Below are 20522 nucleotides of genomic sequence, written 5' to 3'. Positions count from 1 at the left end.
TAATACGAAGTCAACACTAACTTAGCACGACTCAAGTCGGGCGTCCAGTCATCCGAATCATTTCGAAGTATGGCCGCCCGATCATGATACTTCCTTACGCTAAGTTAGCGTCGAGGAACTCTTTCAACTGACCTTTGGACAGTGCGCCAACTTTAGTCGCCGCAACTTCACCGTTTTTAAACAGCAGAAGGGTCGGGATGCCACGAATACCATACTTCGGCGCGGTGCCTGGGTTTTGGTCAATGTTCAGTTTAGCAACCGTCAATTTGCCCTGATATTCGTCAGCGATTTCATCCAGAATCGGAGCGATCATTTTGCACGGACCGCACCACTCTGCCCAGAAATCAACGAGGATCGCTCCGTCCGCTTTGAGTACATCCGTGTCAAAACTGTCGTCAGTCAGGTGAATAATTTTATCGCTCATAATAACTCCACAGGAATAAGCCTGGTGTGTTGGTGTTTACACATCATCCTTCAAGCCGCCTTTTTGTTGGCTGTGCGCTGTGTCCCAGTTACGTACTCAGTACGCTTCTGTGGACCCATTCACTTGCCATCTCGACGCATCATGAATGAATTGTGTACAGTATTAACCAACTAAAGGTTGACTTTATTTCACCGGATACGCTTTCGTAAAGCAATAGTAAGCTGATATTCTACCACACTATGAGCAAAACACATTTAACAGAACAGAAGTTTTCCGACTTCGCCCTGCACCCAAAGGTGATAGAAGCCCTTGAAAATAAAGGGTTTCATAACTGCACGCCCATTCAGGCCCTCGCGCTGCCGCTAACGCTGGCAGGCCGTGATGTTGCAGGGCAGGCGCAAACCGGTACCGGAAAAACGATGGCGTTCCTGACGTCAACGTTTCATTATCTTCTCTCTCATCCCGCGATTGCCGATCGTAAGGTGAACCAACCGCGTGCGTTAATTATGGCGCCAACGCGTGAGTTAGCCGTGCAGATCCACGCCGACGCTGAGCCGCTGGCACAGACCACTGGTCTGAAATTAGGCCTGGCTTATGGCGGTGATGGCTATGACAAACAGCTGAAAGTGCTGGAAAGCGGCGTCGATATTCTTATCGGCACTACCGGTCGTCTCATTGACTACGCAAAGCAGAACCATATCAACCTGGGCGCGATTCAGGTCGTGGTACTGGATGAAGCCGATCGTATGTACGATCTTGGCTTTATTAAAGATATTCGTTGGCTGTTCCGCCGTATGCCGCCAACCACTCAACGCCTGAACATGCTGTTTTCCGCAACCCTCTCTTACCGCGTCCGTGAACTGGCGTTTGAACAGATGAACAACGCCGAGTACGTTGAAGTTGAACCGGAACAGAAGACGGGCCACCGTATTAAAGAAGAACTCTTCTATCCTTCAAACGAAGAGAAAATGCGTTTGCTGCAAACGCTGATTGAAGAAGAGTGGCCAGATCGCGCCATTGTTTTTGCGAACACCAAACATCGCTGTGAAGAGATCTGGGGCAGTCTTGCTGCTGACGGACATCGCGTAGGCCTGCTTACCGGTGATGTGGCGCAGAAAAAACGCCTGCGTATCCTTGATGAGTTCACCCGTGGCGATCTCGATATTCTCGTCGCGACCGATGTCGCGGCACGTGGCCTGCACATTCCAGCCGTAACGCACGTGTTTAACTATGACCTGCCGGATGATTGTGAAGATTACGTCCACCGCATTGGTCGTACAGGTCGTGCAGGCGCAAGTGGTCATTCTATTAGCCTGGCTTGTGAAGAGTACGCGCTGAATTTACCTGCAATCGAGACCTACATTGGCCACTCGATTCCGGTCAGTAAGTACAACCCGGACGCGCTGATGACCGACCTGCCGAAGCCGCTGCGCCTGACGCGCCCACGCCCAGGCAATGGCCCGCGTCGTACCGGCGGTGCCCCACGTAATCGTCGTCGTTCAGGTTAAGAAAAGTTATGCCATACACAAAATCATTCAGCCTGTATCAAGGCGGCAAGAAAACGAATCCCGATGAGCTTACTTTAGTCAGTGATTCGGGTGAGAGAACGCAGCCAACACAGATACAGGTTGAAGGATGAAGTGTATGAATTCTACTTCGCTGTATGCGGCAATAGATCTCGGCTCTAATAGTTTTCATATGCTGGTTGTACGCGAGGTGGCGGGAAGCATCCAGACGCTCACGCGTATCAAACGCAAGGTGCGTCTGGCTGCCGGCCTGAACAACGACAACGTTCTCTCCGCTGAAGCCATGGAACGCGGCTGGCAATGTCTGCGCCTGTTTGCAGAACGTCTGCAGGATATCCCACACCCGCAAATCCGCGTCGTCGCCACCGCGACACTACGTATTGCCGTAAACGCCAACGCGTTTATCGCTAAAGCACAAGAGATCCTCGGCTGTCCTGTCCAGGTGATTAGCGGCGAAGAAGAAGCCCGACTGATTTATCAGGGTGTCGCCCATACTACCGGCGGAGCCGATCAGCGCCTGGTCGTTGATATTGGTGGTGCCAGTACTGAACTGGTCACCGGTTCCGGCGCACAAACCACCTCCTTGTTTAGTCTGTCAATGGGCTGCGTTACCTGGCTCGAACGGTACTTCACCGATCGTAATCTGGCGCAGGAAAATTTTGACGAAGCAGAGAAGGCGGCGCGTGAGGTTCTACGCCCGGTAGCAGATAAACTGCGCTTTCATGGCTGGAAAGTCTGTGTTGGTGCCTCTGGTACCGTGCAGGCACTACAGGAAATCATGATGGCGCAGGGAATGGATGAGCGTATTACGCTGGCGAAACTCCAGCAGTTAAGACAGCGCGCCATTCATTGTGGACGCCTGGAAGAGCTGGAAATAGAGGGCCTAACGCTGGAACGCGCATTGGTGTTCCCCAGCGGACTGGCCATTCTGATCGCTATTTTCACGGAACTGAACATTCAGTGCATGACCCTCGCAGGTGGCGCTTTACGCGAAGGTCTGGTCTACGGCATGTTACATCTGGCAGTGGATCAGGATATTCGCAGCCGTACGTTGCGTAATATTCAGCGTCGATTTATGGTCGATACTGAGCAAGCGCATCGGGTTGCCAATCTGGCGACTAAATTCCTCGATCAGGTAGAAAAAAAGTGGCATCTTGAAGCGATAAGTCGTGAACTACTGATTAGCGCCTGCCAGTTACATGAAATTGGGCTGAGCGTCGATTTTAAGCAGGCACCACAGCATGCGGCGTATCTGGTACGCAACCTCGATCTCCCGGGATTTACCCCCGCGCAAAAAAAACTGTTAGCCACGCTGTTATTAAATCAGACCAACCCAGTCGATCTCTCTTCGCTCCACCAGCAAAACGCCGTGCCTCCGCGTATCGCTGAGCATCTTTGTCGCTTGTTACGGCTTGCGATCATCTTCGCAAGCCGCCGCCGTGACGATTTAGTGCCGGAGGTTCATTTGGATGCAAGAGATGAACACCTTACGGTAACGCTACCTGCCGGATGGCTGGCGCATCACCCACTGGGTAAAGAGCTCATCGATCAAGAAAGCCAGTGGCAAAGCTATGTTCACTGGCCTTTAGAAGTGCACTAAACTTCAAGTATTGCCGGATGGCGCTACGCTGATCCGGCCTACAAAAACCTACTTCTCTTTTGCTTTCGCCATCATGGCCCGAATATTCGCGATACTGGCTTGCCCCTTTTGCATCCGCTCCTCAGCGCTCACCACTTTACGCTCCTGTTCCCAGATTACGTCATCCTGTGGCAGTTCCAGCAGGAAGCGGCTCGGCTCCGGGCGCACCAGCTCCCCGTACTGACGGCGCTCTTTACACAACGTGAAGATAAGCTCTTTCTGTGCGCGGGTAATGCCGACGTAGGCCAGACGACGCTCCTCATCAATGTTGTCTTCATCAATGCTGCTCTGATGAGGTAAAAAGCCCTCTTCCATTCCCACCATAAACACATAGGGGAACTCCAGCCCTTTTGAAGCATGTAGCGTCATCAGCTGCACCTGATCCAACTCTTCTTCGCTTTCTCCACGCTCCATCATATCGCGCAGGGTAAAACGGGTAACAACCTGAGTCAGGGTCATCGGCTCTTCCAGATCGCTGCCTTCCAGCATCTCCGTCATCCAACTGAACAGCGTGTTGACGTTCTTCATACGCATTTCCGCCGCTTTTGGGCTCGGCGAAGTCTCATACAGCCAGGATTCGTAATCAATGCCATGGATCAGGTCACGCACGGCGGCAATCGGTTCACGCTCCGCGAGGCGCTGGATTTCCCCTAGCCAGTGCGTAAAGCGGGTCAGAGAATCATAACCGCGGCCGGTCAGCGTCTGGCTAAGCCCCATATCAAAACTGGCGGTAAACAGGCTTTTATTACGCGTCATGGCCCACTCACCCAACTTTTGCAGTGTCGCCGGGCCGATCTCACGCTTCGGTGTATTAACAATACGCAGAAACGCGCTGTCGTCATCCGGGTTGCTCAGCACGCGCAGATAGGCGAGCAGATCTTTGATTTCCGGACGCGAGAAAAACGATGTCCCCCCGGAAATTTTGTACGGGATGCGGTTCTGCATCAGGAATTTTTCGAACACTCGTGACTGGTGGTTGCCACGATACAGGATCGCATAGTCCTTATACTGCGTCTTATTCACGAAGTGATGAGCAATCAACTCCCCGGTCACACGTTCCGCTTCATGCTCTTCGTTGTTGGCACTCAGTACTTTCAGCTCAGGTCCGTAGCCCAGCTCAGAGAACAACCGCTTTTCAAATACATGCGGGTTATTGGCAATGAGGATGTTCGCGGCCTTCAGGATACGCCCGGAAGAACGATAGTTCTGCTCCAGCTTAACCACCTGCAGCGCCGGAAAATCTTTGCTCAGCAGCACCAGGTTTTGTGGACGCGCACCACGCCACGAGTAAATCGACTGATCGTCATCACCCACGACGGTGAAGCGTGCACGGCTGCCCACCAATAACTTCACCAACTCGTACTGGCTGGTGTTGGTATCCTGATATTCATCCACCAGCAGGTAGCGAATCTTGTTTTGCCAGCGCTCACGAACCTCTTCATTACGTTGAAGCAGAAGCGTCGGGAGTAAGATCAGATCGTCAAAGTCAAGAACGTTACACGCCTTCATATGCGCGTCGTACAGACCATAGCAGTGCGCAAAAATACGATCGCGTTCGCCTTTAGCGCTGGCCGCTGCCTGCGCCGGGGTCATCAGATCGTTTTTCCAGTTGGAGATCGTGGAGATCAGCTGTTGGAGGATCAGTTTATCGTCCTCAATTAACCCTTCGGTCAGTTCCTTAAGCAGGGCGACCTGATCGGTATCGTCAAACAGCGAGAAGTTCGACTTCATCCCCAACGCCGCAAATTCACGCTTGATGATATCCAGCCCCAGAGTGTGGAAGGTGGAGATCATCAATCCACGTGCTTCTTTACGACCGAGCGTCTGCGCTACACGCTCTTTCATTTCACGGGCGGCCTTATTGGTAAACGTCACCGCCGCGATATGCCGCGCCTGATAGCCACAAACGCGAATCAGGTGCGCAATTTTATTGGTGATAACGCGCGTCTTACCGGAACCCGCCCCCGCCAGCACCAGGCAAGGGCCAGTGACGAATTCGACGGCTTGTTGTTGTCCGGGGTTTAAACGCATAGGGGCATTGCTCAATCTGTAAACACGGGGGTGTGGATTGTAGCAGAAAGTCAGGCTGAGATTTACCCGCCGAATGGTAAAGTGTTGGGTAGCAAATCAACGATAAGAGTGACCTTATGGCAAAGAGCGCGGCAGCCCTGCACATCCTGGTAAAAGAAGAAAAACTGGCGCTGGAGATCCTCAGCAAACTGGAGCGAGGAATCAGCTTCGATCATCTGGCAAAACGCTATTCCCGCTGCCCTTCCGGGCGCAACGGTGGCGATCTTGGCGAATTTAAGCAGGGGATGATGGTGGGGCCATTCGACGCCGCCGTTTTTAGCTGTCCGCTACTTAAGCCTTTCGGGCCGGTCAAAACCAAATTTGGCTATCACATCATCAAGGTGCTGTATCGGCGATAAGCCATGCTAAAATCGCCAGCCTTACAGACTCGCTTATAGAAAGGCTCGATCATGGCAAAAACAGCAGCAGCAGTGCATATCCTGGTGAAAGAAGAGAAACTGGCACTGGATCTTCTGGAACAGATTAAAAACGGCGCAGATTTCGGCAAGCTGGCGAAGAAGCACTCCATCTGCCCATCGGGCAAACGCGGCGGTGACTTAGGTGAATTCCGCCAGGGCCAGATGGTTCCGGCGTTCGATAAAGTGGTCTTCTCCTGCCCAGTGCTGGAGCCAACCGGCCCGCTGCACACTCAGTTCGGTTACCACATCATTAAGGTGTTGTACCGTAACTAAGGTGTATCCCCGGCGTCGGCGTTGCCTCGTCCGGGCTACCGGTCGTTCGTAGCCCGGACGAGGCAACGCCGGATTTTTATTTCTGCGATTGCAGCGTCTGCTGGGCGTTATGCTTCATCACGTGGGTGCTAACCGCCGCCTGGAACACCTTAAACATCAGGCCGTTAATCAGCGTAGTGATAGTAATCACGATAAACGCCGTCATCACCCAGTCAATCAGCGCAAACCCGCTGTTCAACAGCGCCGGGCGATATACCGCCATCCCGCCAAATACCACCCAGTGGCTTAAGCAATAGAAGCAGTGGAATAAGTGCCCCATCAGCGCGTTCTTTTCCGTCGTCCATTCGCGAAACGCGGCAAACAGCTCCGTCTGCGTCACCGTCATCGAAATACTGCTCGCCGCCATCGCAATCATCAGGCAGGTGGTTAAATTTTCAATCATGGTCGTGGCCTTTGTCGTTGAAGTAGCTAATAAATTCGCTGCCGATATCCTGTAGCGTCAGGCGTTTAAAACGATCGAGGATCAGCGTCTGCGCATCGGCGAGCGTCTCTGACATCACCCGGTTTACCCCCTGTTCTACCAGGCACTGCGGGTTTTCGCTGCGGTTGCCCAACGCAAACAGCGCCGGTTCGCCGAGCGCCATGTAGATATCGTAAAGCGTGATGTCGCTAACCGGCCGACACAGCCGCCAGCCGCCGTGGTGCCCCTTAGTGGCACAGACAATGTTGTTTTCCCTGAGCCCGGCAAGCAGCTTGCGGATGAATGCCGGATTGCCGTCGATAAAGGCAGCCATCTGTTCGGATGTCAGAGGTTTGTCCATCTGCTCCAGGTGAAGCAGGATGTGCAGCGTTGCTGAGAATGAGTTGTTTGTTTTCATGTAACTTACAATATTACATAAGATAGATATGAGCAATCCCAGAAATGATCATCTGTACAAATAAAAGCTATCTACATGATAAAAAGATGAATTTAGATGATAAGAGAGTGGAGCGAGCGATCCCGTCAAACGCAGATAAAAAAACGGCCCGGTAGCGAGGCGCTGACCGGGCCGGATGATAACGAGGTTTTATTAGCCTGCTACTGCGATACGCTTCATATCGGTCATGTAGCCGCGCAGTTTCTTACCAACCTGCTCGATAGCGTGGCCGCGAATAGCTTCGTTCACGTCGCGCAGCTGGGCGTTGTCTACCGCGCCTTCAGCAATCGCTTTGCCCAGGTCGCCGGTCTGCAGGGTAGTCATAAACTCTTTCAGCAGCGGTACGCAAGCGTAAGAGAACAGGTAGTTACCGTATTCTGCGGTATCGGAGATAACCACGTTCATTTCGTACAGACGCTTACGGGCGATGGTGTTCGCGATCAGCGGCAGTTCGTGCAGTGATTCGTAGTAAGCAGACTCTTCGATGATGCCGGAATCCACCATGGTTTCGAACGCCAGCTCAACGCCCGCTTTCACCATCGCAATCATCAGAACACCTTTATCGAAGTATTCCTGCTCGCCGATTTTACCTTCAAACTGCGGTGCGGTTTCGAACGCGGTTTTACCGGTCTCTTCACGCCAGGTCAGCAGCTTCTTATCGTCGTTAGCCCAGTCAGCCATCATGCCGGAAGAGAATTCACCGGAGATGATGTCATCCATGTGTTTCTGGAACAGCGGCGCCATGATCTCTTTCAGCTGTTCGGACAGCGCATAAGCGCGCAGTTTTGCCGGGTTAGACAGACGGTCCATCATCAGAGTGATGCCGCCCTGCTTCAGCGCTTCGGTGATGGTTTCCCAACCGAACTGAATCAGTTTTTCTGCGTAAGCCGGGTCGGTACCTTCTTCCACCAGCTTGTCGAAGCACAGCAGAGAGCCCGCCTGCAGCATACCGCACAGGATAGTCTGCTCGCCCATCAGGTCAGATTTCACTTCCGCAACGAAAGAGGATTCCAGTACGCCCGCACGGTGACCGCCGGTTGCCGCAGCCCAGGCTTTAGCAATGGCCATACCTTCGCCTTTCGGATCGTTTTCCGGATGAACAGCGATCAGCGTCGGCACACCGAAACCACGTTTGTACTCTTCACGTACTTCGGTACCCGGACACTTCGGTGCCACCATCACTACGGTGATGTCTTTACGGATCTGCTCGCCCACTTCAACGATGTTAAAGCCGTGGGAGTAACCCAACGCCGCGCCGTCTTTCATCAGCGGCTGTACGGAACGCACAACGTCGGAGTGCTGTTTGTCTGGCGTCAGGTTCACGACCAGATCCGCCTGCGGGATCAGCTCTTCGTAGGTACCCACTTTGAAGCCGTTTTCGGTCGCTTTACGCCAGGAAGCACGTTTCTCAGCGATCGCTTCTTTACGCAGGGCGTAGGAGATATCCAGACCGGAGTCACGCATGTTCAGGCCCTGGTTCAGACCCTGCGCGCCACAGCCGACGATGACCACTTTTTTACCCTGAAGGTAGCTTGCGCCGTCGGCGAATTCTTCGCGGCCCATGAAGCGACATTTGCCCAGTTGAGCCAGCTGCTGACGCAGATTCAGTGTATTAAAGTAGTTAGCCATGATGGTGTACTCCGTGATGTTGTGTGTCTTATTGTTCGGTTCGCGTTTCAGCGAGAATGAACCCACATTACAACAGGAAATTTATTGCGGAAATTGATATATTCACAACATTACATTGCAATTTATGCAACGTAGAAACCCGGAGGCTCGTCTGTGGATTTACGCGATCTAAAAACCTTCCTGCACCTGGCGGAAAGTCGCCACTTTGGCCGAAGTGCACGGGCCATGCACGTCAGTCCTTCTACGCTTTCCCGGCAGATTCAACGCCTGGAAGAGGATCTTGGTCAGGCGCTATTTGTCCGTGATAACCGCACGGTCACGCTCACCGAAGCGGGTGAAGAGCTGCGCGTTTTTGCCCAACAGACGCTGCTGCAGTATCAGCAATTACGCCATACCATTGATCAGCAAGGACCGTCGTTGTCCGGTGAACTGCATATCTTCTGCTCGGTGACTGCCGCCTACAGCCATTTACCACCGATCCTTGATCGCTTCCGTGCCGAACACCCGTCGGTGGAAATCAAACTCACTACCGGTGATGCCGCTGATGCGATGGATAAAGTGGTCACTGGCGAGGCTGACCTGGCGATTGCCGGGAAGCCAGAAACGCTGCCTGGCGCGGTGGCCTTTTCCATGTTGGAGAACCTGGCTGTGGTATTGATAGCGCCAGCACTGCCTTGCCCGGTACGCAATCAGATTTCCGTAGAGGAACCTGACTGGTCCACAGTACCCTTTATCATGGCTGACCAGGGGCCGGTTCGCCGCCGTATTGAGCTATGGTTCCGGCGCAATAAAATCAGCAATCCGTCAATTTACGCCACGGTGGGCGGTCACGAGGCAATGGTATCCATGGTCGCACTGGGCTGCGGCGTAGCATTGTTGCCAGAAGTGGTGCTGGAAAACAGCCCGGAGCCGGTACGTAACCGCGTGATGATACTGGAACGTAGCGACGAAAAAACACCGTTCGAGCTGGGCGTATGCGCACAAAAAAAGCGGCTGCATGAGCCGCTTATTGATGCGTTCTGGAGCTTGCTACCTGGGCACTAATGCCGGATGGCGGCACAAGCGCCTTATCCGGCCTACCCTGCCAGAAAGAACCTGAACGCAGGGTTATGACTCTCATCATGGCAGTCGTAGCCCAGCTCATTTAGTCGCGTTTCAAAATCCGGCTCATGATCGCCCAGTTCAAACGCCGCCAGAACACGGCCGTAGTCAGTTCCATGACTGCGGTAGTGGAACAATGAAATATTCCAGTGCGTCCCCAGAGTATGCAGAAACTTCAGCAGCGCCCCCGGCGATTCCGGGAATTCGAAGCTGTACAGTCGCTCCTGCAAGGGTTTTGACGGACGTCCACCGACCATATAGCGCACGTGCAGTTTTGCCATTTCATCGTCGGAAAGATCCACCACACTGTAGCCACCCTCGTTGAGCAACTGAAGAATTTCCTTACGTTCCTCCAGCCCACGACTCAGACGTACCCCGACAAAAATACAAGCGTCTTTGGCATCAGCAAAACGGTAGTTAAACTCAGTAACCGAGCGCCCACCCAGCAATTGGCAGAATTTCAGGAAACTGCCCTTCTCTTCCGGGATGGTCACTGCCAGCAATGCTTCACGTTGCTCCCCGAGCTCGCAGCGTTCAGAAACGTAGCGCAGGCCGTGGAAATTAACGTTGGCACCAGAAAGCACATGCGCCAGCCGTTCACCGCGAATATTGTGCTGGGCGATGTATTTTTTCATTCCTGCCAGCGCCAGCGCGCCCGATGGCTCAGCCACGGCTCGCACATCTTCAAACAGGTCTTTCATCGCCGCGCAAATAGCATCGCTATCGACGGTGATAATGTCATCGAGATACTCCTGGCACAGACGGAAGGTTTCATCACCAATGCGTTTAACCGCTACGCCTTCAGCAAAAAGACCGACGCGTGGGAGATCCACCGGATGACCGGCCTCCAGCGCCGCTTTCAGGCAAGCAGAATCTTCAGCCTCCACGGCAATCACTTTAATTTGTGGCATCAACTGTTTAATCAGTACTGCGACACCGGCGGCCAGACCACCGCCACCGACCGGTACAAAAACGCGATCAAGATGGGCATCCTGCTGCAGTAATTCCAGCGCCAGCGTACCTTGCCCGGCAATCACCATCGGGTGATCGAACGGCGGGACCCAGGTAAAGCCTTGCTGTTGCGACAGCTCAATTGCTTTGGCTTTGGCTTCATCAAAGTTCGCGCCGTGCAGCAATACTTCGCCACCGAAACCGCGCACGGCATCGACTTTGATATCAGCGGTAGCCGTCGGCATGACAATCAGCGCTTTCACACCTAAACGCGCAGAGGAGAACGCCACGCCCTGGGCATGGTTTCCTGCTGATGCAGTGATCACGCCATGCGCTTTCTGCGCTTCAGTCAGTCCCGCCATCATGGCATAGGCTCCGCGCAGCTTGAAACTGTGCACGGGCTGTCGGTCTTCGCGTTTCACCAGAATGACGTTATCGAGGCGCGAAGAGAGCTTGTCCATTTTTTGTAACGGTGTGACCTGCGCCGCTTCGTACACCGGCGCACGCAGTACCGCTCTGAGATATTCAGCACCTTCCGGTGTGCCGGACAGGGGTTGTGAATCCGCCATCGTCTTAACCCCCCAGTTTCGATTTATCGCGCACCGCACCTTTGTCGGCGCTGGTTGCCAGGCTGGCATAGGCGCGCAGGGCAAAAGAGACCTGACGCTGACGATCTTTTGGTGTCCAGGCTTTGTCACCGCGTGCTTCCTGCGCTTCACGGCGCGCAGCGATTTCCGCATCACTCAGTTGCAGTTGAATGCCACGATTCGGGATATCGATAGCAATCATGTCGCCATCTTCGATAATCGCGATATTACCGCCGCTGGCCGCTTCCGGTGAAACGTGACCGATAGAGAGGCCCGAAGTACCGCCAGAGAAACGGCCATCTGTTATCAGGGCACAGGCCTTGCCCAGACCCATCGATTTCAGGAAGGTGGTTGGGTAGAGCATTTCCTGCATGCCCGGCCCGCCTTTCGGCCCTTCATAGCGAATAACTACCACGTCGCCGGCAACCACTTTGCCGCCAAGAATAGCCTCAACCGCATCGTCCTGGCTTTCATACACTTTTGCCGGGCCGGTGAATTTCAGGATGCTGTCATCCACGCCTGCGGTTTTCACGATGCAGCCGTTTTCCGCGAAGTTACCGTACAACACAGCCAGGCCGCCGTCTTTGCTGTAGGCGTGTTCCAGCGAGCGGATACAACCTTCGGCGCGATCGTCATCCAGCGTATCCCAACGGCAGTCCTGCGAGAACGCTTGGGTGGTACGGATGCCGGCCGGGCCTGCGCGGAACATCTTTTTCACCGCGTCATCTTTGGTCAGCATCACGTCATAGCGATCGAGCGTTTGCGGCAGCGTCAGACCCAACACGTTTTTCACGTCACGGTTCAGCAGGCCTGCTCTGTCCAGTTCACCTAAAATGCCCAGTACGCCGCCCGCACGGTGCACATCTTCCATATGGTATTTCTGCGTACTCGGCGCCACTTTACACAGTTGCGGGACTTTGCGGGACAGCTTGTCGATGTCACTCATAGTGAAGTCGATTTCCGCTTCCTGCGCTGCCGCCAGCAGGTGCAGAACGGTGTTGGTGGAGCCGCCCATTGCGATATCCAGGGTCATAGCGTTTTCAAACGCCGCCTTGCTGGCAATGTTGCGCGGCAGAGCGGAAGCGTCATCCTGCTCATAATAGCGTTTGGTCAACTCGACAATACGCGAACCGGCATTGAGAAACAGTTGCTTACGGTCAGCGTGGGTCGCCAGCAGCGAACCATTACCCGGCTGCGACAGACCCAACGCTTCGGTCAGACAGTTCATCGAGTTGGCGGTGAACATCCCCGAGCAGGAGCCGCAAGTCGGACAGGCGGAACGCTCAACCTGTTCGCTTTGTGAGTCAGAGACTTTCGGGTCCGCGCCCTGAATCATCGCATCAACCAGGTCGAGCTTGATGATTTGGTCAGAAAGCTTGGTTTTCCCGGCTTCCATTGGGCCACCGGAAACAAAGATCACCGGAATATTCAGGCGCAAAGAGGCCATTAACATCCCGGGGGTGATTTTGTCGCAGTTGGAGATGCAGACCATCGCATCGGCACAGTGGGCGTTAACCATGTACTCGACCGAATCGGCAATCAGCTCGCGCGACGGCAGTGAATACAGCATGCCCCCGTGGCCCATGGCAATTCCGTCATCCACAGCAATGGTGTTGAACTCTTTTGCTACGCCGCCTGAAGCTTCAATTTGTTCGGCAACCAGCTTACCGAGATCGCGCAGATGCACGTGCCCTGGCACGAACTGGGTAAAGGAGTTCACCACAGCGATAATCGGTTTACCGAAGTCGTCATCGGTCATCCCGGTGGCGCGCCACAATGCGCGGGCACCCGCCATATTACGGCCATGGGTGGTGGTGGCAGAACGATACTTAGGCATGCTTGATTAACTCCCGTCTGTCTAATAATTGGGACGGTGCGTGCCGTCCCAAATTTATGTTTATTGATTAACCTGATCCAACCAGCCGTATTTATCTTCCGTTTCACCGGTGAAGAGGCCAAAGAAGGCTTGCTGGATGCGTTTGGTGACTGGACCGCAGCGGCCTTCACCGACCTGAATACCATCAACGCTGCGTACTGGTGTGATTTCCGCTGCGGTGCCGGACATGAACACTTCGTCGGCCAGATACAGCGATTCACGGGAAAGTACCTGCTCACGCACTTCGATATCGAGATCTTTCGCCAGCTTAATGATCGCGTCACGCGTGATGCCTGGCAGCGCAGAAGAGGTAAATGGCGGGGTGAACAGAATGCCGTCTTTAACTTCAAACAGGTTTTCACCGGCACCTTCGGAGATGTAGCCATTCACGTCCAGCGCAATACCTTCCTGATAACCATGACGACGCGCTTCGCTACCCACCAGCAACGAAGACAAATAGTTACCACCAGCTTTAGCCGCAGTAGGGATAGTGTTTGGTGCAACACGGTTCCAGGAAGAAACCATGGCATCAATCCCCTGATCCAGAGCATCTGCACCGAGGTAAGCCCCCCATGGGAACGCAGCAATAATCACATCAGTGGTGTATCCCGCAGGCGGGTTAACGCCCATACCTACATCGCCAACAAAAACTAGCGGACGGATATAGGCGCTGGTCAGATTGTTTTTGCGGATCACCGCGCGGCACGCTTCCATCAGTTCATCAACGCTCTGAGAGACCGGAAAACGATAGATCTTGGCTGAATCACGCAGACGCTGCATATGTTCGCGATGACGGAACACCACCGGCCCTTTGTGAGAGTCGTAGCAACGGATGCCTTCAAATACCGAAGTACCGTAATGCAGCGCGTGGGACATCACGTGAACCTTCGCGTCTTCCCAACGAATCATCTCGCCATTAGACCAAATGTAATCAGCTTTTTTCGTCGTCATTTTTCTTCCTTTTGCGCTCAGGCGCGGATTTGTTGTGATGTGGTTGTGCTCTGGCAGATAGCAACGTGTGCAACATCTACCAGTTTACTTAACTGACTAAACAGTAAGTCGACCGACCGGGGGCTGGCAACGGTCAATTCGATATTTATATTCTGCGCATCGCTGGCGGCTTCCATATTCATGGAGCACACCTGAAAACCACGATGGCGTACCACGCGTAAAACACGTTCTAACGTTTCCGGGTTGAAACGAGCCTCAACGGCGACCTGATGTTGCATCATGATAATTTCTCCAGCATTTCTGAGTTGCTGGCACCTGGTGGTACCAGAGGCCAGACATTCTCAAGTTCGTCGATTGAGACATGAAGCAGGTATGGCCCCTCACTGTTCAGCATAGTGTCGAGAGCCGCTTCAACCTGGTCTTTACGGGTGATGTGTTGACCTGGGATGCCGAAGGCACTGGCCAACATGAGGAAATCGGGGTTATCGGTAAGGGTAGTTTCGCTATAACGTTCCTGGAAAAACAGCTGCTGCCATTGTCGAACCATGCCTAACCGTTGGTTGTCGAGTAAGACGATCTTCAACGGCAATTGCTTGCGTTTTACGGTGCCCAGCTCCTGTACATTCATCATGAAGGAACCGTCACCGGAGATACAGATTACCGTATCGTTCGGGCGAGCTACCTGCGCGCCAACCGCAGCAGGTAAACCAAAGCCCATCGTTCCCAACCCGCTGGAAGTAATGAAATTTTCCGGGCGGGTATAGGTCATATGCTGTGCCGACCACATCTGATGCTGGCCAACATCCGTTGTAACAACGCTTTCCGCAGGTTTACGGTCCGACAGTTGTTTTAACAACAACGGCGCATAGATGGCCTCACCCGGATGGTCGTAGCGCCAGGTATGCTCTGCGCGCAGTTCTGCACTGTGCTGACGCCAGGCGTCAACGTTCAGAGGTTGTTGTAATGCCGGTAACAGCGTATTTAAATCGCCCTGTAACGCTACGTGCGCCTGACGCAGTTTGTTCATCTCAGCCGGATCGATATCCATGTGGATCACGCTGGCGTTCGGAGCGAAGGTGTTCAGCTTGCCAGTCACCCGGTCATCAAAACGAGCCCCGACAGCGATCAGTAAGTCGCATTCCTGCACCGCAAAATTCGCGGCCTTGGTTCCGTGCATCCCCAGCATTCCCAGGTAATACGAATAATCAGCGTCAACGGCGCCCAGACCTTTCAGCGTACAAGCGACCGGTAATTGGGTCAGCGCGATAAATTCACGCAGGGCAGGAACCGCCTGCGCCATACCAACGCCCCCCCCTACGTACAGGATTGGTTTTTGCGCCTGCGCCAGCATGTTACGCGCCAGCTCAACGTCAGCATGAGGGAATGCGGCCGCATCTTCTACGGTCGTGAAATACGGTTCCAGCATACCGCTGGCTAACTGGATATCTTTCGGGATATCAACCAGAACAGGCCCCGGACGGCCGGAGTTAGCCACGTTGAAAGCTTCCGCCATAATGCGCGGCAACTCCTCCAGTGACTGGACCAGGAAGCTATGTTTGGTGCAGGACAGCGACATACCCAGCACGTCCACTTCCTGAAACGCATCGGTTCCGATGAATGGTGCAGCAACCTGGCCGGTGATGGCCACAACAGGAACGGAATCTAACAGCGCATCAGCAAGACCCGTAATCAGGTTGGTAGCACCTGGACCGGAAGTGGCGATGCATACACCGGTTTTACCTGTAGAGCGGGCATAGCCAATAGCCGCCATCGCCGCGCCCTGCTCATGACGGCACAACAGGTGTTCTACGCCGCCGTCATACAACGCATCGTAAACCGGCATAATTGCGCCACCGGGATAACCGAAAACGGTTTTAACCCCTTGTGCACGCAACGCATGTACCACCCACTGAGCCCCATTCATAGTTACATCCCCGCCGTAAATCTTGAGAAACAGAATTTTATGCTACCGTTCACTTTCTGCTCCTCGTGTCTGTTTTTAAGGTCAAAAAAAACCCCCGAACCTTTCGGTGCGGGGGTCTTAGTTCGTTAAGGCTTGTTTTCTAAGCCTTTCCTCGTCCAAGTGCAGCCCCGCACGGTGGGATAATAATCACCACCACGCTAATCACGACCAGGCTAATCACTCGTAGAAGGGCTGTCATTTTTGTATTTTCTTGCATCTTGTTCGAAGGAATGCCTAAAGAGTTACCATAGAATTTGCGAATAGCACAAGATATTTTTGTTTTCATTTTTCTGACGCCGTTAACGGTTTAGATAAATACCGTTGTTTTTTATACAAAAAATATAAAATGAAAATATTTCACGTTTCAGCGCATCAGCACAATCTGCGATCCCTTCTCTCAGCACACTCATACGCATTTGCGAGCGAGATTCCAGACATAGTGCAAACAATACCTGAGTACACAAAAACACAGGAATAAGCATCTAAAAACACCAATTATGCAGAATCTTGCCAATATCTATTGAGACATAATATTCCTATCAGGAGGGGTTATGTCACTATCGATTGTTCACACACGCGCCGCCCTCGGCGTGAATGCACCAGCCATTACCATCGAAGTACATATTAGTAATGGCCTGCCTGGTTTAACCATGGTGGGGTTACCTGAAACGACAGTGAAAGAGGCTCGCGATCGGGTACGCAGTGCAATTATTAATAGCGGGTATGAATTCCCCGCCAGGAAGATAACCATCAACCTGGCTCCGGCTGACCTCCCCAAAGAAGGTGGGCGATATGATTTACCTATCGCCGTTGCGCTTCTGGCCGCCTCTGAGCAGCTTACAACCCATAATCTCGATACCTATGAGCTGGTAGGCGAATTAGCGCTTACAGGCGCTTTACGCGGCGTTCCAGGCGCTATATCAAGTGCAACCGAAGCGATTCGTGCAGGCCGGCGAATCATTGTCGCTAAAGAGAATGCCGCAGAAGTTGGCCTAATACACGGTGAAGGGTGCTTGATTGCCGATCACCTTCAGGCGGTATGCGCATTTCTGGAAGGAAAGCATGATTTAGATAAACCGCAATCTGCAGACTTTACCGCCGAACCTTCGCCAGAGGATCTCAGTGATGTCATCGGTCAGGAACAGGGCAAACGGGGGCTGGAGATCACCGCCGCAGGTGGTCACAACCTCCTGCTTATCGGCCCTCCGGGTACGGGCAAGACCATGCTGGCCAGCCGCCTCAGGGGATTGCTTCCTCCACTTAGCAACGATGAGGCGCTGGAAAGTGCAGCGATCCTCAGTCTGGTCAATTCCGATACAATACAAAAACAGTGGAAGCAACGCCCTTTTCGTTCTCCCCATCACAGTGCTTCATTAACCGCAATGGTGGGGGGTGGTTCTATTCCCGCCCCGGGAGAGATCTCCCTGGCGCATAACGGTATATTATTTCTGGATGAATTACCTGAGTTTGAGCGACGCACGCTGGATGCACTACGCGAGCCTATTGAGTCTGGACAGATCCATTTGTCCCGCACGCGGGCTAAAATAACCTACCCAGCGCGTTTTCAACTGATTGCTGCTATGAATCCCAGCCCAACGGGCCATTATCAGGGGAACCATAACCGCAGCAGTTCAGAACAGACGCTGCGTTATCTCAATCGACTATCAGGGCCTTTTCTTGACCGCTTTGATCTCTCCCTCGAAATCCCCTTGCCACCCCCAGGCATACTCAGCCAGTGCGCGGTGAAAGGAGAAGACAGCGCTACGGTAAAACAACGCGTTCTGGCTGCACGGGAACGTCAGTACCAGCGGCAAAATAAGTTAAATGCGTATCTGGACAGTCAGGATATACATAAATTTTGCATGCTTCGTAGAGATGATGCGCACTGGCTTGAGGACACGTTAGCTCGTCTTGGATTGTCCATCCGCGCCTGGCTACGTCTGATAAAAGTCGCACGTACAATTGCGGATATTGAACAGTGCAACCATATCACCCGCCTGCACTTACAGGAGGCCGTTGCTTATCGGGCGATAGATCGGTTATTAATTCACCTGCAGAAATTACAGGCATAAAAAAAGGGCTTACGCCCTTTTTTTATCAATCATCAGATTCGGTGTAATCTTCTGCACCTTCTACCTGAGGTTTCCCGCCAGACAGAGTGTGGAAGCGTTTCGGACGCTTAATACGCGTCATGTACTTGGACCACACACGTTCAGCCTCAGTAACCGGTTCACGTTCACCGCGGCATACCGCAACAAACAATTTTTCTTCTTCCGTTACTGGCTCACGTTTGCCCAGATCCAGCTCGTTGAAGGCATAGCCATGACGCTCGAGCAGCTGTGCCTCTTTAATGGTGAAATCACCATGACGGGAGAATCCGCGGGGGTAATATTTATTGTCGAAATATCGATTAGTCGTCGTAAAGCTTTCCGCCATCCTGCACGCTCCTAATTCTTTGGCCGAGCTATTTATGGCGCGGAGTATTAGTTACGCTTGACAGAGCGTCAAACAAAAGATTTAAATCATCACGACAAATAATTTTATGGAGCGCGTTGTGGATACGGAATTGTTAAAAACTTTCCTGGAAGTTAGCCGGACACGCCACTTTGGTCGGGCAGCTGAAGCGCTCTACCTGACCCAGTCGGCAGTAAGTTTTCGGATCAGACAACTGGAAAATCAACTGGGTGTGAACCTGTTCACCCGACACAGAAACAATATTCGTTTGACCGCTGCGGGTGAGAAATTATTGCCTTACGCAGAAACGCTGATGAATACGTGGCAAGCAGCACGTAAGGAGGTCGCAAATACCTCGCGGCACAACGAGTTTTCGATCGGTGCCAGTGCATCCCTTTGGGAATGCATGCTCAATGACTGGTTGCGGCGTTTATACCAATCTCAGGAGCCACAATCCAGCCTGCAGTTTGAAGCGAGGATCGCTCAGCGACAGTCGTTAGTAAAACAGCTCCATGAACGACAGCTTGATCTACTGATTACTACCGAAACGCCCAAAATGGACGAATTTAGCAGCCAACTGTTGGGATATTTCACGCTGGCGCTCTATTGCAGTTCTCCTTCACAAACCAAAGATGAACTGAATTATCTGCGTCTGGAATGGGGACCTGACTTTCAGCAACACGAAGCGGGATTGATTGCAGGAGATGAAGTGCCGGTACTTACCACCAGTTCTGCAGAACTGGCAAGACAGCAACTTTCTGTAATTAAGGGGTTTAGTTGGCTTCCCGTCAACTGGGCCAGAACCAAAAGCGATCTTCACACGGTTACTGACAGTACGACGCTTTCACGTCCGCTATATGCGGTTTGGCTGCAAAATAGCGACAAACATGCGCTAATTCGTGATCTGCTGAAAACAAATATTTTGGAAGATTAATGAAAACGCTGGCAAGGATGCCGGGAAACAATGAACAGGAAGATCTCAAACAAAATGTTCAGGTAAAAAAAATCCTTAGCAAAAATGCTAAGGATTGTTTCTGGCAGGGGCGGAGAGACTCGAACTCGCGACACCCGGTTTTGGAGACCGGTGCTCTACCAACTGAGCTACGCCCCTAAATTTTCTTATCATTAAGCCTGCTTAGTAGCAGGCTTAATTTTCTAATAAGTGGCGGAACGGACGGGACTCGAACCCGCGACCCCCTGCGTGACAGGCAGGTATTCTAACCAACTGAACTACCGCTCCACCGAATTTCTTTGTCACCACCCGGATTATTCATCCCGGTTTACTGCAATTTGATGCCTGGCAGTTCCCTACTCTCGCATGGGGAGACCCCACACTACCATCGGCGCTACGGCGTTTCACTTCTGAGTTCGGCATGGGGTCAGGTGGGACCACCGCGCTACAGCCGCCAGGCAAATTCTGTTTATCAGACCGCTTTTTGCGTTCTGATGTAATCTGTAATCAANCTGAAATCAATGTCTCTCTTCGCCAAAACATCTTCGGCGTTGTAAGGTTAAGCCTCACGGTTCATTAGTATCGGTTAGCTCAATGTATCGCTACACTTACACACCCGACCTATCAACGTCATCGTCTTTAACGTTCCTTCAGGAGACTTATAGTCTCAGGGAGAACTCATCTCGGGGCAAGTTTCGTGCTTAGATGCTTTCAGCACTTATCTCTTCCGCATTTAGCTACCGGGCAATGCCATTGGCATGACAACCCGAACACCAGTGATGCGTCCACT

General features: G+C 52.7%; 19 protein-coding genes, 2 tRNA genes and 2 rRNA genes. 7 read left to right on the top strand and 16 right to left on the bottom strand.

Annotated features, from left to right (window positions below; translation table 11 throughout):
• Positions 1-94: 94 nt before the first annotated feature.
• The gene (trxA, locus tag NNO02_RS02075; RefSeq protein WP_001280776.1) at positions 95-424 is read right to left on the bottom strand and encodes a thioredoxin TrxA; all 330 of its coding nucleotides are present in this window, start codon (positions 422-424) and stop codon (positions 95-97) included.
• A gap of 239 nt (positions 425-663) precedes the next feature.
• Here trxA and rhlB point away from each other — a divergent pair, with 239 nt between their 5' ends.
• On the top strand, positions 664-1932 hold the full coding sequence (gene rhlB, locus NNO02_RS02070) for an ATP-dependent RNA helicase RhlB (RefSeq protein WP_137383183.1): 1269 nt from the start codon (positions 664-666) through the stop codon (positions 1930-1932).
• A 136-nt stretch (positions 1933-2068) separates the two neighbouring features.
• Entirely contained in the window at positions 2069-3550 is a 1482-nt protein-coding gene (gene gppA / locus NNO02_RS02065) for a guanosine-5'-triphosphate,3'-diphosphate diphosphatase (RefSeq protein WP_271454120.1), read from the top strand.
• Between the two features lie 48 nt (positions 3551-3598).
• Here gppA and rep read toward each other — a convergent pair whose 3' ends face one another.
• Positions 3599-5620, bottom strand: a complete 2022-nt coding sequence (gene rep / locus NNO02_RS02060; RefSeq protein WP_271449835.1) for a DNA helicase Rep — start codon at positions 5618-5620, stop codon at positions 3599-3601.
• A 116-nt stretch (positions 5621-5736) separates the two neighbouring features.
• Between rep and ppiC (NNO02_RS02055) the strand changes: the two genes are divergently transcribed.
• Together ppiC (NNO02_RS02055) and ppiC (NNO02_RS02050) are read left to right on the top strand one after the other, a co-directional pair.
• Entirely contained in the window at positions 5737-6018 is a 282-nt protein-coding gene (gene ppiC / locus NNO02_RS02055; protein WP_035896545.1) for a peptidylprolyl isomerase PpiC, read from the top strand.
• Between the two features lie 51 nt (positions 6019-6069).
• Complete coding sequence (gene ppiC, locus NNO02_RS02050; RefSeq protein ID WP_003017999.1) at positions 6070-6351, top strand: peptidylprolyl isomerase PpiC; 282 nt, start codon at positions 6070-6072, stop codon at positions 6349-6351.
• Between the two features lie 76 nt (positions 6352-6427).
• Here the strand turns inward: ppiC (NNO02_RS02050) and NNO02_RS02045 are convergent, their stop codons facing one another.
• From NNO02_RS02045 to ilvC, 3 genes are all read right to left on the bottom strand, one after another.
• Complete coding sequence (locus NNO02_RS02045) at positions 6428-6793, bottom strand: DUF1360 domain-containing protein (protein WP_137383186.1); 366 nt, start codon at positions 6791-6793, stop codon at positions 6428-6430.
• Entirely contained in the window at positions 6786-7229 is a 444-nt protein-coding gene (locus NNO02_RS02040; RefSeq protein ID WP_271440993.1) for an Rrf2 family transcriptional regulator, read from the bottom strand. The genes NNO02_RS02045 and NNO02_RS02040 overlap by 8 nt, the downstream gene beginning before the upstream one ends.
• 192 nt (positions 7230-7421) lie before the next feature.
• The gene (gene ilvC, locus NNO02_RS02035; protein ID WP_048214056.1) at positions 7422-8897 is read right to left on the bottom strand and encodes a ketol-acid reductoisomerase; all 1476 of its coding nucleotides are present in this window, start codon (positions 8895-8897) and stop codon (positions 7422-7424) included.
• A gap of 153 nt (positions 8898-9050) precedes the next feature.
• Between ilvC and ilvY the strand changes: the two genes are divergently transcribed.
• A complete protein-coding gene (gene ilvY, locus NNO02_RS02030; RefSeq protein ID WP_271440992.1) occupies positions 9051-9941 on the top strand; it encodes an HTH-type transcriptional activator IlvY in 891 nt (296 codons plus the stop codon).
• A 32-nt stretch (positions 9942-9973) separates the two neighbouring features.
• On the opposite strand, the gene ilvA is transcribed toward ilvY, so the two are convergent.
• The 6 genes from ilvA to ilvL all read right to left on the bottom strand — a co-directional run bounded on the left by ilvA (position 9974) and on the right by ilvL (position 16525).
• A complete protein-coding gene (gene ilvA / locus NNO02_RS02025) occupies positions 9974-11518 on the bottom strand; it encodes a threonine ammonia-lyase, biosynthetic (RefSeq protein ID WP_271454119.1) in 1545 nt (514 codons plus the stop codon).
• A gap of 4 nt (positions 11519-11522) precedes the next feature.
• Positions 11523-13373: a dihydroxy-acid dehydratase gene (ilvD, locus tag NNO02_RS02020; protein ID WP_271440990.1), complete on the bottom strand. Its 1851-nt coding sequence runs from the start codon at positions 13371-13373 to the stop codon at positions 11523-11525.
• Positions 13374-13433: 60 nt separating this feature from the next.
• Positions 13434-14363 carry a branched-chain amino acid transaminase gene (locus NNO02_RS02015; protein WP_271440989.1) on the bottom strand — a complete coding sequence of 310 codons (930 nt, stop codon included), beginning with the start codon at positions 14361-14363 and terminating at the stop codon, positions 13434-13436.
• Positions 14364-14380: 17 nt separating this feature from the next.
• The gene (gene ilvM, locus NNO02_RS02010; RefSeq protein WP_003018017.1) at positions 14381-14644 is read right to left on the bottom strand and encodes an acetolactate synthase 2 small subunit; all 264 of its coding nucleotides are present in this window, start codon (positions 14642-14644) and stop codon (positions 14381-14383) included.
• Entirely contained in the window at positions 14641-16287 is a 1647-nt protein-coding gene (gene ilvG / locus NNO02_RS02005) for an acetolactate synthase 2 catalytic subunit (RefSeq protein ID WP_271454118.1), read from the bottom strand. The genes ilvM and ilvG overlap by 4 nt, the downstream gene beginning before the upstream one ends.
• 139 nt (positions 16288-16426) lie before the next feature.
• Complete coding sequence (ilvL, locus tag NNO02_RS02000; protein ID WP_001311244.1) at positions 16427-16525, bottom strand: ilv operon leader peptide; 99 nt, start codon at positions 16523-16525, stop codon at positions 16427-16429.
• Between the two features lie 352 nt (positions 16526-16877).
• Here ilvL and NNO02_RS01995 point away from each other — a divergent pair, with 352 nt between their 5' ends.
• Positions 16878-18398, top strand: a complete 1521-nt coding sequence (locus NNO02_RS01995) for a YifB family Mg chelatase-like AAA ATPase (protein WP_271454117.1) — start codon at positions 16878-16880, stop codon at positions 18396-18398.
• 25 nt (positions 18399-18423) lie between these two features.
• On the opposite strand, the gene maoP is transcribed toward NNO02_RS01995, so the two are convergent.
• Positions 18424-18762, bottom strand: a complete 339-nt coding sequence (maoP, locus tag NNO02_RS01990; RefSeq protein ID WP_003018025.1) for a macrodomain Ori organization protein MaoP — start codon at positions 18760-18762, stop codon at positions 18424-18426.
• A 106-nt stretch (positions 18763-18868) separates the two neighbouring features.
• Between maoP and hdfR the strand changes: the two genes are divergently transcribed.
• Complete coding sequence (gene hdfR, locus NNO02_RS01985) at positions 18869-19714, top strand: HTH-type transcriptional regulator HdfR (protein WP_271449840.1); 846 nt, start codon at positions 18869-18871, stop codon at positions 19712-19714.
• Between the two features lie 101 nt (positions 19715-19815).
• On the opposite strand, the gene NNO02_RS01980 is transcribed toward hdfR, so the two are convergent.
• From NNO02_RS01980 to NNO02_RS01965, 4 genes are all read right to left on the bottom strand, one after another.
• Positions 19816-19891: transfer RNA gene (locus NNO02_RS01980), tRNA-Trp, on the bottom strand.
• A 52-nt stretch (positions 19892-19943) separates the two neighbouring features.
• Positions 19944-20020, bottom strand: a tRNA-Asp gene (locus NNO02_RS01975).
• A gap of 55 nt (positions 20021-20075) precedes the next feature.
• Positions 20076-20191: ribosomal RNA gene (gene rrf / locus NNO02_RS01970) — 5S ribosomal RNA — on the bottom strand.
• A 96-nt stretch (positions 20192-20287) separates the two neighbouring features.
• Positions 20288-20522: ribosomal RNA gene (locus NNO02_RS01965) — 23S ribosomal RNA — on the bottom strand; the annotation flags it as partial.

This window comes from Citrobacter sp. Awk 2, assembly GCF_028069815.1.
GTDB lineage: Bacteria > Pseudomonadota > Gammaproteobacteria > Enterobacterales > Enterobacteriaceae > Citrobacter.
This window is presented reverse-complemented; position numbering and strand designations above follow the sequence as displayed.

Coding starts and splice junctions, on each gene's coding strand:
- trxA (WP_001280776.1), bottom strand. CDS start 424: ATGAGCGATAAAATTATTCACCTGACTGACGACAGTTTTGACACGGAT.
- rhlB (WP_137383183.1), top strand. CDS start 664: ATGAGCAAAACACATTTAACAGAACAGAAGTTTTCCGACTTCGCCCTG.
- gppA (WP_271454120.1), top strand. CDS start 2,069: ATGAATTCTACTTCGCTGTATGCGGCAATAGATCTCGGCTCTAATAGT.
- rep (WP_271449835.1), bottom strand. CDS start 5,620: ATGCGTTTAAACCCCGGACAACAACAAGCCGTCGAATTCGTCACTGGC.
- ppiC (WP_035896545.1), top strand. CDS start 5,737: ATGGCAAAGAGCGCGGCAGCCCTGCACATCCTGGTAAAAGAAGAAAAA.
- ppiC (WP_003017999.1), top strand. CDS start 6,070: ATGGCAAAAACAGCAGCAGCAGTGCATATCCTGGTGAAAGAAGAGAAA.
- NNO02_RS02045 (WP_137383186.1), bottom strand. CDS start 6,793: ATGATTGAAAATTTAACCACCTGCCTGATGATTGCGATGGCGGCGAGC.
- NNO02_RS02040 (WP_271440993.1), bottom strand. CDS start 7,229: ATGAAAACAAACAACTCATTCTCAGCAACGCTGCACATCCTGCTTCAC.
- ilvC (WP_048214056.1), bottom strand. CDS start 8,897: ATGGCTAACTACTTTAATACACTGAATCTGCGTCAGCAGCTGGCTCAA.
- ilvA (WP_271454119.1), bottom strand. CDS start 11,518: ATGGCGGATTCACAACCCCTGTCCGGCACACCGGAAGGTGCTGAATAT.
- ilvD (WP_271440990.1), bottom strand. CDS start 13,373: ATGCCTAAGTATCGTTCTGCCACCACCACCCATGGCCGTAATATGGCG.
- NNO02_RS02015 (WP_271440989.1), bottom strand. CDS start 14,363: ATGACGACGAAAAAAGCTGATTACATTTGGTCTAATGGCGAGATGATT.
- ilvM (WP_003018017.1), bottom strand. CDS start 14,644: ATGATGCAACATCAGGTCGCCGTTGAGGCTCGTTTCAACCCGGAAACG.
- ilvG (WP_271454118.1), bottom strand. CDS start 16,287: ATGAATGGGGCTCAGTGGGTGGTACATGCGTTGCGTGCACAAGGGGTT.
- ilvL (WP_001311244.1), bottom strand. CDS start 16,525: ATGACAGCCCTTCTACGAGTGATTAGCCTGGTCGTGATTAGCGTGGTG.
- NNO02_RS01995 (WP_271454117.1), top strand. CDS start 16,878: ATGTCACTATCGATTGTTCACACACGCGCCGCCCTCGGCGTGAATGCA.
- maoP (WP_003018025.1), bottom strand. CDS start 18,762: ATGGCGGAAAGCTTTACGACGACTAATCGATATTTCGACAATAAATAT.
- hdfR (WP_271449840.1), top strand. CDS start 18,869: ATGGAGCGCGTTGTGGATACGGAATTGTTAAAAACTTTCCTGGAAGTT.